Below are 16,196 nucleotides of genomic sequence, written 5' to 3' on the forward strand. Positions count from 1 at the left end.
GGTGGACTGGTCGGTGCGAAAGGATTCCAATTTGCTGGGACAGACCAGCTTCTCTAGATGTTTTGATCTGCTGCGAGGGAGGTATCGAGAGCGTGGAGCAGCGCAACGGCAGGCCGCTTGCGCAGGCCGTACAGGAATTCGAGGTCTCGCTGGTTGATATGGACCCCTTCTTCATCCATTATACTGCCTATACTATCTGGATGGACCGCGGCTTTCTGCATTTGCTCAAAACCCTGGGTCATCCGCTGCACACCCTGTTCGCTGAGGGCTACGGCTTCCCGGTGGTCCATTGCCAGCTTGATTTCTGGGAGCCGGCGGCGCTTGATGAGCGTGTGCGCCTGACCACAGCCCTGGTGCGTTTAGGGCGAACAAGTCTGACAGTGCGTTACGATTTTGACCGAATGGAGGCCGATGGCTCGCTGACGCCGCTGGCCCGCGGGGAGAGTGTGCACGTTTATACCCAGCGCGCGACCCGCCAGGCTCATGAACTGCCGGCCTGGCTGCGAGCTTTGGCCGAGGGCGAGAGCGGGACGCCGACCGCACTGCCGCACGAGCAGGAGCGCCAGTGAACGGGGGCGCTGCTTTTCGGTCGCGTTGGCTATCTCCCCCGCTCCAGGCCCACGGGGCTGCAGTGATCCTTTTTGAACAAAAGATATCACAATGGCGGCCCTGCTGAGGGTTCACTGCTCCCTCTCATCGCGGGGATCTATTCCTCTTACATGGCCTGCCAGCGCTTTTTAAGAGGACGCAGCACGTTTTTAGGTGCACTCAGCGTTACATCAGAATTCCGTGGAGAATTCAGGGTCTACTATGTTATAATACCCCTCGAATGAGTCTTCCATTGACACAGTGTAATACGTAGTACAGCTCTCCTACATTCCCATACGAGATTGCCCGTTTCCAGGAGAGGATAGAGAGAGGAGCCTTGATGCCAAGTACTGGGAAATGGCTCAGAAACAGCCTGCTATGGCTGCTACTGGCAATTGCCATTGTCCTGATCCTCGTTGTCTTCTTCCGCCCCCAGAGCGGCGCTAAAACAGTGACGGTTTCCACCCTCCTGAGCCATCTGAAGGCGGATTTGCATAATGGGGTTCAGGATACGCTTAACGTCGGAACGAATACCCTCACCTTGACGCGGGGTGCCAGTTCTTCGGCTCAGCGCGAGGTCGCTAATATCAACGATTCGTTCGATATTACCCGCGTGCTGCGGGATAATGACATCGATTACACAAACAATCGCTTGCTGACCCTGCAGTACGAGGCGCCAAGCTCGCTGGGTGCATGGTTGAATCTCCTCGGGGGCCTCATTCCCTTCGTGTTGATCGCTGTGATCATCATCATCCTGCTACGCCAGGCTCAGGGCACCAATAACCAGGCGCTCTCGTTCGGCAAGAGCCGCGCGCGCATGTTCCTGGGCAATAAGCCTACGGTGACCTTCGCCGATGTAGCCGGCGTGGATGAGGCGAAGCAGGAGCTGCAAGAGATCGTCGAGTTTCTCAAGTATCCCGATAAGTTCGCCGCCCTCGGGGCCCGCATTCCCAAGGGTCTGCTTCTGGTGGGGCCGCCCGGCACAGGGAAAACTTTGATCGCTCGGGCTGTAGCCGGTGAGGCCGGCGTGCCATTCTTCAGCATCAGTGGCTCGGAGTTCGTGGAGATGTTCGTCGGTGTGGGGGCGAGCCGGGTGCGCGATCTCTTCGAGCAGGCGAAGCGCAACAGTCCCTGTATTGTCTTCGTTGACGAGATCGATGCGGTGGGGCGCCAGCGCGGCGCTGGGCTGGGCGGCTCGCACGATGAGCGTGAGCAGACGCTCAACCAGATTCTCGTGGAGATGGATGGCTTCGATTCGAGCACCAATGTGATTGTGATCGCGGCCACAAACCGACCGGACGTGCTCGATCCAGCCTTGCTTCGCCCCGGTCGCTTCGATCGCCAGGTGGTGCTCGATCGTCCCGATATTCGCGGTCGCATGGCCATCCTGCAGGTACATGCTCGCGGCAAGCCGCTGGAGAAAGATGTCTCGCTGGAGACGATCGCTCGCCAAACGCCAGGCTTCTCCGGGGCAGATCTCGCCAATCTGCTCAATGAGGCCGCGATTCTGGCTGCCCGACGCAATCGTCGGACTATCAGCATGAAGGAGCTGGAGGAGGCTATCGATCGGGTGGTAGCAGGGCCAGCGCGCAAGAGCCGCATTATTAGCGAGCGCGAGAAGGCGATTACAGCCTATCACGAGGTCGGGCATGCCCTGGTGGCGCGCATGCTGCCCAACACTGACCCGGTGCATAAGGTCTCAATTGTGGCTCGTGGCCAGGCCGGCGGTTTCACGATGCTGCTACCAACAGAGGACCGCTATCTGTGGAGCAAGTCGCAGTTCGAGGATATGCTGGCCTACGCCCTCGGAGGCCATGTCGCTGAGCTGATTATCTTTGGTGAGGTGACGACTGGCGCCTCTAACGATATCGAGCGCGTGACCAAGATCGCCCGCTCGATGGTCACCGAGTACGGCATGAGCAGCCTGATCGGTCCTGTGGCCCTCGGCCATAAAGAGGAACTGGTCTTCCTCGGTCGCGATTTCAATGAGCAGCGCAACTACAGTGAGGAAACGGCGCGCGAGATTGATATGGAGGTGCGCCGCATCGTCCAGGAGGCTTTCAACAAGGCCTATCAGGTGCTGTCTCAGAATAAGAAGCGCCTGATCATGATCAGCGAACGTCTGATTAAGGAAGAGACTTTGGAGGGGCCAACCTTCGAAGCGCTCTTCAATCAACCAATCCAAGAGGATGAGTATGAGTCTCCCTCAATTCTCGCTGGAATGCCAGACGTCCGCGATACCCGCTTCAACGGCAAGCGGGATGACGTAAGCCGCCTGCCTGATACGCTCTTTCCTTCGCTGCCTTCGGGCTTCCAGTCCTCATCTCACGGCGAGGGGAACCGCGAGCCGTAGCCAGCCTTGCCGCCTCTGCCGCTCTCCTCTCACTGCGGGACTGAGGTTGTCGGCTGGGCACTGTAGGCAAGCGGTGGGTGGGCCAGGCTAGCTTGCCTGTGTGCCCGCCCCCCACTGCGGCCTGGCCTGGACCGGCCAGCGCGCTTGCCACGTAATCTCTCTGCTCTACCTGGGTCTGGTAGCTCCGCGCTACCCGCAGGTAGCAGAGTTGTACATCAGTCGCAGTGCCCACTGAGCAGATCACTATAGGAGTAGGGTACCACTGGTAGGCGATCCAGCTCTAGCAGCGAGATGAGCGCCGAATGCTCTGCGCTGGCCTCACTGGGAGTGATCTCCTCGTCGATGACAGTCTCTAGTTTGACAAAGGAACCAAGATCTTTGACTTCATCCAGATAGATGCGTGTGTGCCCATAGCGATAGAAGCGGCGCGTTTTCTCAACGACCACCAGGACCCCCAGAGCCGACGAAAGCAAGGCCCGGAGAACGATTGGCTCACTCACAGGATAGACCAAATACTCGCAGGTACGCGCCCCCGCCCGTTCCTGCCGGAGCGAGGAGATAAGGAGCGCTCCCTCCCGACCATCTTCGCGGCCTCCCTCGGCTGCTTCCTGGCCCCGTGCTCGCTCCCCCGCAGTTTTGTTCATTGCCTCCTCGACTATGCTGTCCGTGGCCGCTATTTCGTCTTCGCGCCACCACTCGCGTAACTTAAGACGAGCGTGGGTTGCCAAGAAGTAAGTATCGCGCTGCTTCATAGTGCGTACATAGGTCGCTCCGGCGCTGCAGGCTAGTGCTTCTACCTGCGGGAGCGTCATGGCACCGAGACAGCGGACTTTTAATTCCAGGTTTTGCACGGTCAGGCTATCCTTCCAGCTAGAGTCTCCTATGTTCTTCATTATACCGCCACGAGCGCTTCACTGATAAGAGCCAGCCACTACGCTGATGACGGCACCAGGACCAAGGCTTTACAAGGACTGCCCCCCGCACTATACTATTCAGCAAAGGTCGCGCGACCCGCACCGCGCGCTTCACAGGTTGGCCTGCCTGACAGCAGTCAGATAGGCAGCCCTGGCCTGACTGCCCTTCTCTGGCATGCGCAAGCCGGCCAGCACATTGGCCTCCGCGGTGACCCGCGACGGGCGTGGCCTCTATCTAGACAGAGCCGGTGTTTGGCTACCGCCGGTTTTCTTTTTTTGCCCAAGATCCTCTTTCACCACTGTTAAGCGGGCTGCAACGTCTCCCCCAGCAGGGGGAGCGCGGAGTGTTATCTAGAGGGAAGAGCAGCAGGGAAAGGGTCCTTCGCATCTCCCTCAGCCCCGTCACCTATCCGGGAAAAGGCGCGGCGGCTCACTCTGGCAACAAGCAAGCTGCCGAGCCGCCAGCTCTAGCTGTATCAGGAGGGACGATCATTGACTGAGCAATTCCGTGAGGTAGACCTCTGTGTCACTGCTCCGCGCGGCTTCCGCGCAGGAGCTGTTGCCTGCGGTATTAAATCCGATGCGGCGATCAAAGATCTGGCGATCCTGGCCTCGGACGTCCCTTGTGTCGCCGCCGGTACCTTTACAACGAGCCGCACCCCCGCCGCCCCCGTGCTGCTGTGCCGGGAGTATCTGCGCGGTGGCAAGGCTCAGGCGGTGGTGGTCAACAGCGGCAACGCGAACTGCGCCACCGGCGAGCAGGGTCTGCGCAATGCGTATCGCATGTCCGAGCTGGCCGCCGCTCGCCTGGGCATCCCGAAGGAGCTGGTGCTCTGCTCTTCGACGGGCATCATTGGCCGTCAATTGCCTATGGAGAAGATTGAGCAGGGTATCACGGCCATTGAGCTGAGTAGCGACAGCGGCAACGATTTCGCCGAGGCCATCCTGACAACCGATACACGCCCCAAGCGCATCGCTCTGGAATTCGAGATCGAGGGCCGCACCGTGCGCCTGGGTGGAGCAACCAAGGGTGCCGGGATGATCTACCCAAATATGGCGACCATGCTCTGCTATTTGACAACTGATGTCGCTGTCGAGCAAGCCTGGTTACAAGAAGAACTGCGGGCCGCCGTGGCGGACTCGTTCAATATGATCTCTGTCGACGGCGATATGTCGACGAACGATACCTGTCTGCTCCTCGCCAATGGCCTGGCGGGAAACACGCCGCTCAACGAGGCCCATCCCGAGGCTGGACGCTTCCGCGAGGCGCTGCGCCGGGTGACCACCTATCTGGCCCGTGAGATCGCCCGTGACGGGGAGGGAGCGACCAAGCTGATGACGGTCCATGTGCGCGGCGCGCGCGATCGAGCCGATGCGATCAAGGCGGCCCGCGGCATCACGCTTTCTCCTCTCTGGCAGTGCGCTCTGGCTGGGGGCGACCCTAACTGGGGGCGGATTGTCGCCGCTCTCGGCGCTAGCGGCTGCACGCTTGACCCCGATCGTTTCGATATTTTTATCGGTTCTGTCCAGGTGGTGCAGCAGGGTGGAGCTGCCTCTTACGATGAAGCGGCAGCCCGCTCCGTGATGGCCGCCAGCGAGGTAACCATTACGATCGACCTGCACCTGGGAGAGGCTGAGGCCACAGCCTGGGGCTGCGACCTGACCCACGGCTATATTGATGAGAATACACTCTATACGCGCTAACTCGCCAGCGCGTCCGCTCGCTGGCCAACAGCAGCAGGTCCGCGGTAGAATAAGGAGCTTGACCGATGACGACACCTATGTTGAAACGTGACTGGATCGCACTTGAGCAGAAATACTATCAGGCCGCTTTCAAACGCCAGCCGGTGACGTTTATCCGTGGCCAGGGCATTCGCGTCTGGGATACAGAGGGGCGCGAGTATCTGGACTTTGTAGCCGGGATCGCGGTGAATGTCCTTGGGCACTGCCACCCTGCGGTGGTGCAGGCCGTCCAGGAGCAGGCGGCGCAACTGATCCATGTCTCTAATCTGTACTACAATACGCGTCAGATCGAGCTGGCGGAGCAGCTGGCCCTGCTCAGCGGCGGTATGCGCTCGTTCTTTAGCAACAGCGGCGCGGAAGCTAATGAGGGGGCTATCAAGCTGGCCCGGAAGTTTGGCCGTCTGCATCGCAACGGCGCCTATGAAATCATCAGCATGGAGCGCAGCTTTCACGGGCGCACGCTGGCAACAACGGCGGCCACTGGCCAAGCCCATTATCAGGAGACCTGGAAGCCCCTGCCAGACGGCTTTAAGCAGGTCCCGTTCAACGATCTCGATGCCCTCAAGGCAGCAACCAGTGAGAAGACGGTCGGGATCTTGCTGGAGTCGGTCCAGGGCGAGGGCGGGATCTGGCCAGCCACCAGGGAGTTTCTGCAGGGCGTGCGCCGCTGGTGCGACGAGCAGAATCTGGTAATGATCTGCGACGAGGTCCAGGCGGGCATGGGACGAACGGGCAAGTTCTTCGGTTTCGAGCACTACGGCGTGATGCCTGATATCATTACGCTGGCTAAGGGCCTGGCCGGTGGTGTGCCCATTGGCGCCATGCTGACCGGGCGCCGCACCGATCTGTTCGTGCCCGGCGACCACGGCTCGACATTCGGGGGGAATCCCCTGGCCTGTGCTGCTGCTTTAGCCACACTGAAGACCATCCAGGAGGAGCGCCTGGTCGAGAATGCCGCGCGCATGGGCGAGTACTGGCACGAGAAGCTACAGGCCCTCTGCCAGAAGTACGATTTCATCGCGAACCCGCGCGGCATCGGCCTGATGCGCGCCGTGGAGGTCAAATACGAATTGGCGCCAGCGATCGTCGATCAGGCTCTCAAGCATGGTCTGCTGTTGAATAACCTGGGGAACGCCACCCTGCGTATGGTGCCTCCGCTCATCTTAACACGAGCCGATATCGATGAGGCCGCCCAACGCCTCGATCGTGCCCTGGAAGATGTGTCTCGCCAGCGCGGAGCTGCCACGCAGTCCTGATCGCCCTGCCCGCGACTACTTTGTTCGCAGCCAGCAGCCTCACCGGCAGATATACCGGCGAGAAGCGCGCGCCGGCGGCTGTTGGCTGCTCGCTTCTCGCCTTAGAGGGCCAGGAGCGCGCTCAAGTTGCAGGAACCGTGGCCAGATAGCCGACCACCTCGTAGCCGCGGCCCAGTCGCTCAGCGGTCGGCAGATCGCTCAGCCATTTCCAGCGCCGTTCAACCAGTACCGTAAAGGTCTGGCGCACCAGGTCGAAGAAGGCATAGGGCACCAGCGGTAACTCACGCCGTGTCGACCCTCCCTGACTCACCTCACCCTCTCTAAAGAGGAAGCCCCGCACATCGCTGAGCAGGACGACCAGCCCGCCCGGCTCCACGAGGTTGCGCAAGAGATGCAAATGGGCGGCAATGACCCGCAGGCGGAAGTGCTGGGCGGCCTCCTGATAGCGGCGATGACGCTCCTGTGTTCCCAGATGGCGCGCGGCCCGCTGCTGCACGGTGTCGAGGAGATCGAGCAAGGGATAACTGAAGAGCTGGGAGAGCACCAGCGAGCTGATGGCCAGACCAAAGGCCGCGCTCGGGAGGCCCTCAATCTGGGGCGGGTCGGGCACAGGACAGTCATCCAGGACGGCAGCCAGACGGTCCCAGAGCGCTGAGGCCTCCCCCTGCTCCAGCGCAGGCCAGGGGAGCAGGCGCAACCGCTCCTGCAGCAGGGCGCTGACGCCTCCAGTCAGGTCACAGGTCAACAACTGCACACGGGCTTGCAAGGAGGCAGCGGGCAGCTCAGCCCGCGCCTGCAGCAGAGCCGCTTGATCCAGATCGACAAGGACCACCTCATCCGCTGCGCGCGCGAGCTTCTCCAGTGGGATCTCGGTGCAGGCTCCTGCTCCCAGTACAGCAATGCCCGGCGAAAGAGCCGGCGAGCGCCGCCTCAGAGCTTCCAGCATCAGGGCAGCACACTGCTCTAGATGCTGCGGTGCATGCTCTTGCAGCCAGCGACGGCGCGCCGGCCCCTGTGTTTGGACATTATTGTAGGGTAGCGAATCGATACGCACAGCAGATCAACGAACGAGAAGGCCTCACATTCACACCCACAGCATGCCTGCTACGGGCCGCGAGCTTACTGTCCGCTATAGCGTGGCGGACGCTTCTCGCGGAAGGCCACCACGCCTTCACGATGATCAGCGGTCTCAATAGCGATCTCCTGCAGTTCACCCTCCAGGCGCAGCACCGTCTCCAGATCGCTATTCACCGCCGTATTGAGCAACTGCTTGATCAGCCCATAGGCCCGAGTTGGCCCCTGTGCCAGCCGGCGGGCCAGGGCCCGCGTGGCCTCCTCGAACTCGGCATCGGGCACACAGCGATTGACCAGCCCGAGGCGCTCAGCTTCTGGCCCAGGGACCTCGTCGGCCAGCATCGCCAGCTCCAGGGCCTTGCCAAGCCCAACCAGGCGCGTCAGAAAGAAGCCACCACCCGCATCAGGGATCAAGCCGATGCGCGCAAAGGCTTGCAGAAAGCGGGCATTTTCCGAGGCAATGCGCAGATCACAAGCCAGCGCCAGACTACAAGAAGCCCCTGCCGCCACACCCCGGACAGCGGCAATCACCGGTTTCTGCATCTCCCGGATGCAGCGGATCACACGATGGTACTTCTGCAGATGCTCGCTCACGCGGCCCCGGCGCTCGCCCGCGGCCCGCGCTTCAAAGGCGCGCAAATCCTGACCGGAACCAAAAGCTCCGCCCGCCCCAGTCAGCACGACACAGCGCACAGAGGCATCGGCGGCAGCCTCTTCCAGGACCTCAGCCAGTTCTTCAAGCATGCGATCATTCAAAGCGTTGCGTACTTCGGGACGATTGAAGGCAATCGTCAGCACGCCTTCCGCCTGGTCGACAAGCAGATGCTGGAACGATTTCTGCATGGCTTTCTTTGCTCCTTCCCTCAACAAGGGGCACAGGCCTCGTTGCCGATTAAGGTCATCAGTCAACTTGCACAGGCTCGCAGACCACGCGAGCAGAGGTAGATGCGACGCTCAGACACGACTCAGCAAAGGGAGATCGAGCATAAGCACCTCCAGCGCGGCCCGCGGGTTCACATTCTGGTCGAGCGCCTCTAGAGTCCGCAAGATCGCATAAATCATATGACGTGCGCCAGCAGCGCCAAGCAGAGCTGTCTGCTTTTGGAGCAGTTCGCGCATATCAACATTGACAATCAGATCCTGTCCCCCACTGGCCAGCAACAAGACATCGCGCCACCAGAGCAGCCATAACTCCAACAGCTGGCGCAGCCGCTCAGGCTCCCCACTCAGTTGCTGGGCGACCGCAAAGCGTTCCGCCCGCCCCTGACCGGGCAAGCGCGCCAGTAGCTCCAGCTGTTCACGCCGCTCCACGAGCAGCTGCTCATCTTCTACAGCCCGTACGGCCCAGCCCATACGCCCTGAAGCCAGGGCGGCAATCAGCTCGGCCTCCGTCGACTCGACCTCCCAGTAGGTTTCCAGAGCCTGACGGATCTGGGCGGTGCTCAACAAGTGGAGTGGGATATGTTGCACACGTGAGAGGATAGTCGGTAGGAGCAAGCCCCGCTCAGGGGCGGTCAGCAACAAGACTACCCCTGGCTCCGGCTCCTCCAATGTCTTCAGCAGGCAGTTGGCCGCCTGGGAATTCATCTCATGCGCGCCCACAATCAGGAAGATCTTATAGCGACCCTCCAGAGCGTGCCGGGCTGCCTCAGATTGCAGAGCGCGGATCTGATCAATGAGAATGAATTGCTTGTCGGGAGGACGAGCGACTACATGGACATCGGGATGGTTGCCATGCAGCACCTTCCGGCAGGCCAGACAACGCTGACAGGGATTGACCGGGGCCTGTCGCGGATCAGGACCCCCCATGCACAGCAAGGCTTGGGCAAAGCGCTGCGCTAAGAGCGTCTTCCCAATCTGATCAGGGCCAGTAAACAGATAGGCATGGCGCACTTGCTGCGAGGCCAAGGCCCGTCGCAGGCGCTCCAGGGCATGCTCATGTCCAATGATCCCCCACCCGTGTGCGGCTGCCTCAAGAGCTGTCACAGTCATGGTTTTATTATCGTAACAGAAAGAGCGCCTCAAGGCAAGGTGGCACAGCCTTCATGCACTTCTGCGAGTGCTGCCGTGACCCATCCTGCTTCAGTTCGCCTGAGTGTGCTATACTGTATGCTGTACCGTTGTTTGTTGAGCTGAGGAAGGCCGTGGGAAAATTCGTCCAGTGACTGTCGCCTACCTCATAGCAGCGATGACAACCATATGCTATGCTGTATTCGAATTCGCAAGAGAGCAGTATGATACATGTGCGCATCCAGCACGATCTCCTGAAACACTAAGGTTGATGTAACCAATGGATACCTCTATCCGTCTCTACACTACGAACGGTGGCTGGCGCTCTATCCTGGATGCCACTCGTGGGAATCAGCCAGAGATGGCCCTGCCTGAAGAGGAACAGGCCGCTCAGCTCGACTCACCCGGGGAAGATACGGATATGGCGGAGCCGGACGAGGAGGCTGAGACAACCGCGCAGGCCCTCCCTCTCCAGGCAGCAGCGACGAGCCAGGGCGAGGCCCGCAGCGTGGATGTGGCGGACTTCGAGGCGATCTTTCAACGCTATCAAACGCCGATTACGAATTTCATCTATCATATGATTGGGAACCGGGAACAGGCTTACGATCTGGCCCAGGACGTCTTTGTGAAAGCTTACCGCGCCTTGCTGGCCGGTACCGTGGTCCGCCCCGGCGCCCTCTCTTCCTGGCTCTATCATATCGCCGAAAATACGGCCATCGATGCGCTCCGCCGCCGCCGCCTGATTTCCTGGTTGCCTCTGTCGCTCTTCAACGACGACCGGGGCATCGGCGCTGGCGTGCTCTCAGAGACCGGCAGTACAACGGGTGATGGCTTCTCCGGCAGCGAGGACGGCTGCGAGGGGCGTCCAGGCGCCGCTACTATGCTCTATGAGCGGGGAAGCTATGATGGCGGTCGCTTTGAAAGCCGCGTCGCTGAGCACGAGGTGGTCGAGCGCGTGATGAGGCAGCTGCCTCCAAAGTACGCCGTCTGCCTCTGGCTCTATGAATATCATGGCTTCTCATGCGCAGAAATAGCAGAAATGCTCAATATCAGTCCTTCAGCAGTAAAAATGCGGCTGATGCGCGCAAGAGAGCGCTTTATTACCCTGTATCGACAAGAGGTGGGGGAAGAGTGAACTGCACAGAGGCGCGGGGTCTTCTCGCGGTTTATCGCGATTTGAAAGAAGCTGAGGCCCAGCCATCGCTTCAAAATGAAGAGAGGTGGGCCACCATACAGGAGCTGGAGCAGCATCTGGAGTCCTGTCCAGACTGCCGGCAGACGATGGCAGACTTCACGCTGGTCGGCGCCCGCCTGCAGCGCCTGCCTGCCATTGAGCCGCCCCCAGAGATGCGTGAGCGGCTGATGCGGGCCCTCGCTGCTGAGCATGCACGCTTTTTGAGGCGTGGCCTGCCTGGTACGCCGCCGCCCCCCGATTTCCTGAAACCCTATATGCAGGAGCAACTAGAGCAGGAGGCGGGACGCGATCCGCTGGCAACGCTCTCAACGGCAAAGACCGGCCCACTGCCAGTTATCCAGATACCGCCGCGAGTTCAGCGGCGCCCTCGTATGCCTCAGCTAGCCGCTCTGGCCGTGGCCGCTACCTTCCTGCTGGCTCTACTCACCGGCGGCCTGACCTCTGTGCTGCTGTTAGCTCAGCATTCCTCTGGCTCGATCCCCCCGCCGGCGGCCATCAATCATCCCACGAATGTGGTGATGATGCGCTACGCTACCGCCACCATCTACCATAATGTCGTCAGCGCTGCTGCTGACGGCAACGCCGTCTACTATAGCGCTTTCAACGATAGCGCGCCCGCTGGCTGGATGCTTTTGCGCCTGGACCGTCAGACCCAGCTCAGTCAGCCGCTGCTGCCCAGCGCCCAAAGCAGTCCGCTGATCATTCTGGGCAGCTCTCACAATCGTCTCGTCTGGCTCCAGTATGATCCGCCAGCCGCTGACACGACAGTCGCGCCTTCGGCCAAAAAGAACCAGCACAACAGCCCGCTGCGCGATAGCGCGACGGAGGGACTGCGCTCCTGGAAGCTCTTCTATGCCCTGGTTGACCCGACGACTGGCCCTGAGTCGCTGCACGCGCAACAGCTCTTAGGCGGGGTCTTTAACCCTGCGCTGGCCGAGGGCATCGTGCATACCCCGGTACCAGGCATCTGGTTTCTGGAGAATGGCCTGCTGGTGGCCTCCCTTGACCAGCATGGACTTTCCCACCTCTGGCTCTATAGCCTGCAGGAGAACGGTCAGATCGCCAGCCGCAGCGAGCTGGCTTCTGCCCCAGCCGGGCACATCTATACCTCGCCGACAGCCACCGCTGATGGCAGTGACATCTTCTGGGCCGATGAGTGGCTCGATAGCGCCGGCCTCCTGCACAGCAACATCTGGACGCGACAAGAGATCGAAGTCAGCGCTCCCACACGGGGCCGCTGGCTGCCACACACGCAGCCACAGACCTGGCTCTTCCGGGCCGATGGTACCTCGTTCCGTCCCGTGGTGGTAGGCCATACCTTCTTCATGCTGAATACGAACGATGGGCTAGACGGCACCTCAGCCCTGGCCACACCGACACCAGTGGCCAGTCCCAGCCCACAGCCAGCCTCGCAGTCGGCTGCCTCAGCTCTGTCACTCAACGCCAGCGCCACACCGTCGGCCAACGCCAGCATCTACCCGCCCTCGCTGGATTTCCTGATCAGCGGCTCGCTCTATATGCTTTCGCTAGAGCCAACCTCGGATGGCACCTTTAGTCAGTTGAACACCATCAGCCATGTCTCAGCCCTGCAGGGCGGTGCTACCTTCGTCCTCTGGCAGGACGATAACAATACCTATGGCATGTTCGACGTCGAGTCAAACTCTTTTGTCCAGGTCGGGTCGGTGCTCAATGGCGCCGCATTTGTGGCCGTCAATAGCAACAGCGCTGTCTGGAGCGATGCCCCTAACCCATCAACCAGCCGTTCCTCGGCGTCTATAACCCCGCTGGCAACACTCCGCATGTTCAACTGGCCGCTCACAGCCAGCGGCGGTGGCCACAGCTGAGCCAGTCTGAGCAGAGCGACAGGACAGGAGCAGCTCCAAGCCAACCTGGCTAGCGCGCAGCGGGAGCCTGAGTATATGAGTGGCCCTCAGCCTCTCGCCTGGCGAGATCGACGTTGATAGCGAGCGGGAACAGCCTGCAGAGACGGACAGCAAGTGAGGGAGGTACCTACCATCTTCTTTGAGACAGGCCCTCCCTTCCTCCTTGACTCAGCAACCGAGGTGCTTGGCAATGATCAGGCGTTGCACCTCGCTGGTTCCTTCTCCAATTTCATTGACCTTGACGTTCCGCCAATAGCGTGAAACCGGGTACTCGTCCATGAAGCCGTAGCCACCGTGGATCTGCACCGCCTGATCAGCCGCACGCTTGGCAGTCTCCGAGGCAAAGAGCTTGGCCATCGAGGCTTCAGCACTATAGGGCTTCCCCTGCATCTGTAACCAGGCTGCCTTATAGTACATCAGCCGAGCCAGCTCAATCTCCATCGCCATGTCGGCCAGCTTCATCTGGATGGCCTGAAACTTGCTAATCGGCTGTCCAAACTGCCGGCGCTGCTTGGCATAGCTAAGCGCCTCATCCAGGCAGGCTTGAGCCAGACCGACCGAGAGGGCCGCAATGGCCACTCGTCCCCCATCGAGAATCTGCATGAACTGCTTGAAACCCTCGCCGCGCTGGCCCAGCACATTTTCCTCGGGCACCTGACAATCTTCAAAGGTGAGAGGACGTGTATCGGAGGCTCGCCAGCCCATTTTACGATAGGGATTACCAATGATATAGCCGGGGGTACCACGCGGCACAATGAGATTAGTGACCTCGCTGCGACCATCGGGCCGCGTCCCGGTAACTGCCGTAATGGTCACTCCGCCACTGATGTCGGTGCCGGCGTTGGTAATGAAAGCCTTGGAGCCGTTGATATGCCAGTGGCCATCACGCAGGACAGCGCGTGTACGGGGATTGCCGGCATCGGAGCCTGCTTCTGGCTCGGTCATCCCAAAGGCCCACAGCTGCTGACCGCTCGCTAACGGCGGCAGGTAGCGCTCCTTCTGCTCTTTCGTCCCGAAGAGATAGAAAGGCATGGCCCCCAGCGAGGTATGGGCCTCCATAGTAATCGCCACTGCGGCATCGCCACGGGCGATCTCCTCGATCGCAATACAATATGAAAGGAAATCAGCCCCTGCTCCACCATATTCCTCGGGGAACGGTAGCCCCAACAGCCCCAGCTCACCCATTTTGCGGATCAGGTCGTAGGGAAACTCCCCCGTGCGATCCATCTCTTCCGCACGCGGCTTGATCTCCTGCTCGGCGAACTCACGACAGGTATTGCGAATGGCAAGCTGCTCCTCGTTGAGCGAAAAGTCCATCGCAGCGACTCACTTTCCTTTCAGGGTTAATATGATTTGCCGAAGGGTCAGGCCAGAAGCCATGTAGCATACATCATAGCACAAAGCAGGGCAGGAGGCGATAGCCTGCTGGCGAGCACCAGCCTGAGAGGCCACCCGAACGCAGGGGAGCAAGCCGCCAGACCAGAGGAGGGGAGGAGAAAGGAGACCAGGCAGAAGAGAGAGAAAGGCAAGGGGGCAATCACAGTAGAGGCAGACTGCGGGAAAAAGTAAGTGTTCTCGCCTCTCGCTCGTTGGCGACCTCTCCCATGCCGCCACAGCCGGTGGACGACACGGAGCCACGCGAGCCTGCTTCCCACAGGCCCCCCCACTGCGCGCCCCCTCCAGACAGGTGAGCTTGTATGTACACCCAGGTCAGCCGCAATAAGGCTGAAGTCAGTTAATCTCTGCAGCCTCGCCAGCGCGCGACTGTGGCGGCTGCTGCGAGGCTGCCGATCCATTTTCGACGCTGGCGCCTACGCTCCGACGCAAAGCTGGCACCATATCAAGTGCTTCCCAGGGGGCGTCTATATCGGTGCGTCCGAAGTGCCCGTAAGCCGCCGTGGGGCGATAAATCGGGCGGCGCAGATTCAGCTTCTGAATAATAGCCGCCGGGCGAAGATCAAAATGCTCATTAATGAGCCGGACCAGCTCCTCGTTGGAGACCCGCCCAGTGCCAAAGGTATCAACAAAGAGCGAGAGGGGACGCGCCACGCCGATGGCGTAGGAGATCTGTAGCTCCAGACGATCCGCCAGGCCGGCGGCCACCAGATTTTTCGCAATATAGCGGGCCATGTAGGCAGCAGAGCGATCAACCTTGGTGGGATCTTTACCGCTGAAGGCCCCGCCACCGTGACGCGCCATACCGCCGTATGTATCGACAATAATCTTGCGCCCTGTCAGCCCAGCATCGCCCATCGGTCCCCCAATGACAAAGCGCCCTGTGGGATTGACCAGAATGCGCGTCCGCTCATCGAGCAGATGAGAAGGAATCACCGGCTTGATCACATACTCCAGGACATCCTGGCGAATCTGCTCCTGATCAACATACTCAGCATGCTGAGTCGAGACCACGACCGTATCAACGCGAACCGGACGCCCATACGCATACTGGACAGTGACCTGGCTCTTGCCATCGGGCCGCAAATAGGGCATTGGCCCATCACCAGCCCAGGAGCGCCGCCGCACCTGCGCCAGCTGATGGGTCAATTTGTGGGCCAGACTGATCGGCAACGGCATCAGCTCGGGCGTCTCATTGCAGGCAAAGCCGATCATCATCCCCTGGTCGCCAGCGCCAATCTGCTCCAGCTCATCATCAGTCAGCACCAGGCCGCTCTTGACCTCAGCCGAACGGCTCACCCCCAGATCGATATCAGGGGACTGCTTGCCAATGGAGGTCACCACACCACAGGTGCGATAGTCAAAACCATATTCGGCATTAACATAGCCAACCTGCTCGATCGTCTTGCGCACCACTGCGGGCATATCAACCCAGGCAGAGGTCGTGATCTCACCGGCGATCAGGACTAGACCGGTGGTGGTCGCCGTCTCGCAAGCGACCCGTGCCAGAGGGTCCTGGGCCAGAATGGCGTCGAGGATGGCATCCGAAATCTGGTCGCACAGCTTGTCGGGATGCCCCTCGGTCACCGATTCGCTGGTAAAGAACAACTTTGGACTGCTCATGAAGCTACTCATGGTATTGCTCACCGAACACATTCCTCCTGACGAGAAAACTGGCACTCTCTGCCGCTTCTTTTCTCTTTATCTGCCTGCTAATCGAGCAGGTCATTCACACACACTTCCTTAAGGAGACAAGCGATGTGGGGATCAATGCAATGGTTGCAG

At 60.3% G+C, this 16,196-nt stretch carries 12 protein-coding genes; 6 read left to right on the forward strand and 6 right to left on the reverse strand.

The window, feature by feature from the left end; all coding sequences use genetic code 11:
* Positions 1–92 precede the first annotated feature (92 nt).
* Entirely contained in the window at positions 93–569 is a 477-nt protein-coding gene (locus IRZ31_RS04080) for an acyl-CoA thioesterase (protein ID WP_297149864.1), read from the forward strand.
* A 359-nt stretch (positions 570–928) separates the two neighbouring features.
* A complete protein-coding gene (gene ftsH, locus IRZ31_RS04085; RefSeq protein ID WP_297149865.1) occupies positions 929–2,941 on the forward strand; it encodes an ATP-dependent zinc metalloprotease FtsH in 2,013 nt (670 codons plus the stop codon).
* Between the two features lie 215 nt (positions 2,942–3,156).
* Here ftsH and IRZ31_RS04090 read toward each other — a convergent pair whose 3' ends face one another.
* Positions 3,157–3,792 carry a CYTH domain-containing protein gene (locus IRZ31_RS04090; protein ID WP_297149868.1) on the reverse strand — a complete coding sequence of 212 codons (636 nt, stop codon included), beginning with the start codon at positions 3,790–3,792 and terminating at the stop codon, positions 3,157–3,159.
* A gap of 555 nt (positions 3,793–4,347) precedes the next feature.
* Between IRZ31_RS04090 and argJ the strand changes: the two genes are divergently transcribed.
* Positions 4,348–5,559 carry a bifunctional glutamate N-acetyltransferase/amino-acid acetyltransferase ArgJ gene (argJ, locus tag IRZ31_RS04095; RefSeq protein ID WP_297149871.1) on the forward strand — a complete coding sequence of 404 codons (1,212 nt, stop codon included), beginning with the start codon at positions 4,348–4,350 and terminating at the stop codon, positions 5,557–5,559.
* A 65-nt stretch (positions 5,560–5,624) separates the two neighbouring features.
* On the forward strand, positions 5,625–6,854 hold the full coding sequence (locus IRZ31_RS04100; RefSeq protein ID WP_297149874.1) for an acetylornithine transaminase: 1,230 nt from the start codon (positions 5,625–5,627) through the stop codon (positions 6,852–6,854).
* A gap of 121 nt (positions 6,855–6,975) precedes the next feature.
* On the opposite strand, the gene IRZ31_RS04105 is transcribed toward IRZ31_RS04100, so the two are convergent.
* The 3 genes from IRZ31_RS04105 to holB form a co-directional block, all read right to left on the reverse strand.
* The gene (locus IRZ31_RS04105) at positions 6,976–7,908 is read right to left on the reverse strand and encodes a hypothetical protein (RefSeq protein ID WP_297149877.1); all 933 of its coding nucleotides are present in this window, start codon (positions 7,906–7,908) and stop codon (positions 6,976–6,978) included.
* Between the two features lie 65 nt (positions 7,909–7,973).
* Positions 7,974–8,771, reverse strand: a complete 798-nt coding sequence (locus IRZ31_RS04110) for an enoyl-CoA hydratase-related protein (protein ID WP_297149881.1) — start codon at positions 8,769–8,771, stop codon at positions 7,974–7,976.
* A gap of 111 nt (positions 8,772–8,882) precedes the next feature.
* Complete coding sequence (holB, locus tag IRZ31_RS04115) at positions 8,883–9,920, reverse strand: DNA polymerase III subunit delta' (RefSeq protein ID WP_297149884.1); 1,038 nt, start codon at positions 9,918–9,920, stop codon at positions 8,883–8,885.
* A 298-nt stretch (positions 9,921–10,218) separates the two neighbouring features.
* Here holB and IRZ31_RS04120 point away from each other — a divergent pair, with 298 nt between their 5' ends.
* Together IRZ31_RS04120 and IRZ31_RS04125 are read left to right on the forward strand one after the other, a co-directional pair.
* Complete coding sequence (locus IRZ31_RS04120) at positions 10,219–11,073, forward strand: sigma-70 family RNA polymerase sigma factor (RefSeq protein ID WP_297149886.1); 855 nt, start codon at positions 10,219–10,221, stop codon at positions 11,071–11,073.
* Positions 11,070–12,977 (forward strand): hypothetical protein, encoded by a 1,908-nt coding sequence (locus tag IRZ31_RS04125; protein WP_297149889.1) that lies wholly within the window; start codon positions 11,070–11,072, stop codon positions 12,975–12,977. Before IRZ31_RS04120 ends, IRZ31_RS04125 begins: the two co-directional genes overlap by 4 nt.
* 207 nt (positions 12,978–13,184) lie before the next feature.
* Here IRZ31_RS04125 and IRZ31_RS04130 read toward each other — a convergent pair whose 3' ends face one another.
* Both IRZ31_RS04130 and metK read right to left on the reverse strand, forming a co-directional pair.
* Positions 13,185–14,333 (reverse strand): acyl-CoA dehydrogenase family protein, encoded by a 1,149-nt coding sequence (locus tag IRZ31_RS04130; protein ID WP_297149892.1) that lies wholly within the window; start codon positions 14,331–14,333, stop codon positions 13,185–13,187.
* Positions 14,334–14,747: 414 nt separating this feature from the next.
* Positions 14,748–16,046, reverse strand: a complete 1,299-nt coding sequence (gene metK, locus IRZ31_RS04135) for a methionine adenosyltransferase (protein ID WP_363325633.1) — start codon at positions 16,044–16,046, stop codon at positions 14,748–14,750.
* Between the last annotated feature and the right edge of the window lie 150 nt (positions 16,047–16,196).

The sequence above is a fragment of the Thermogemmatispora sp. genome, assembly GCF_019683635.1.
Lineage (GTDB): Bacteria > Chloroflexota > Ktedonobacteria > Ktedonobacterales > Ktedonobacteraceae > Thermogemmatispora.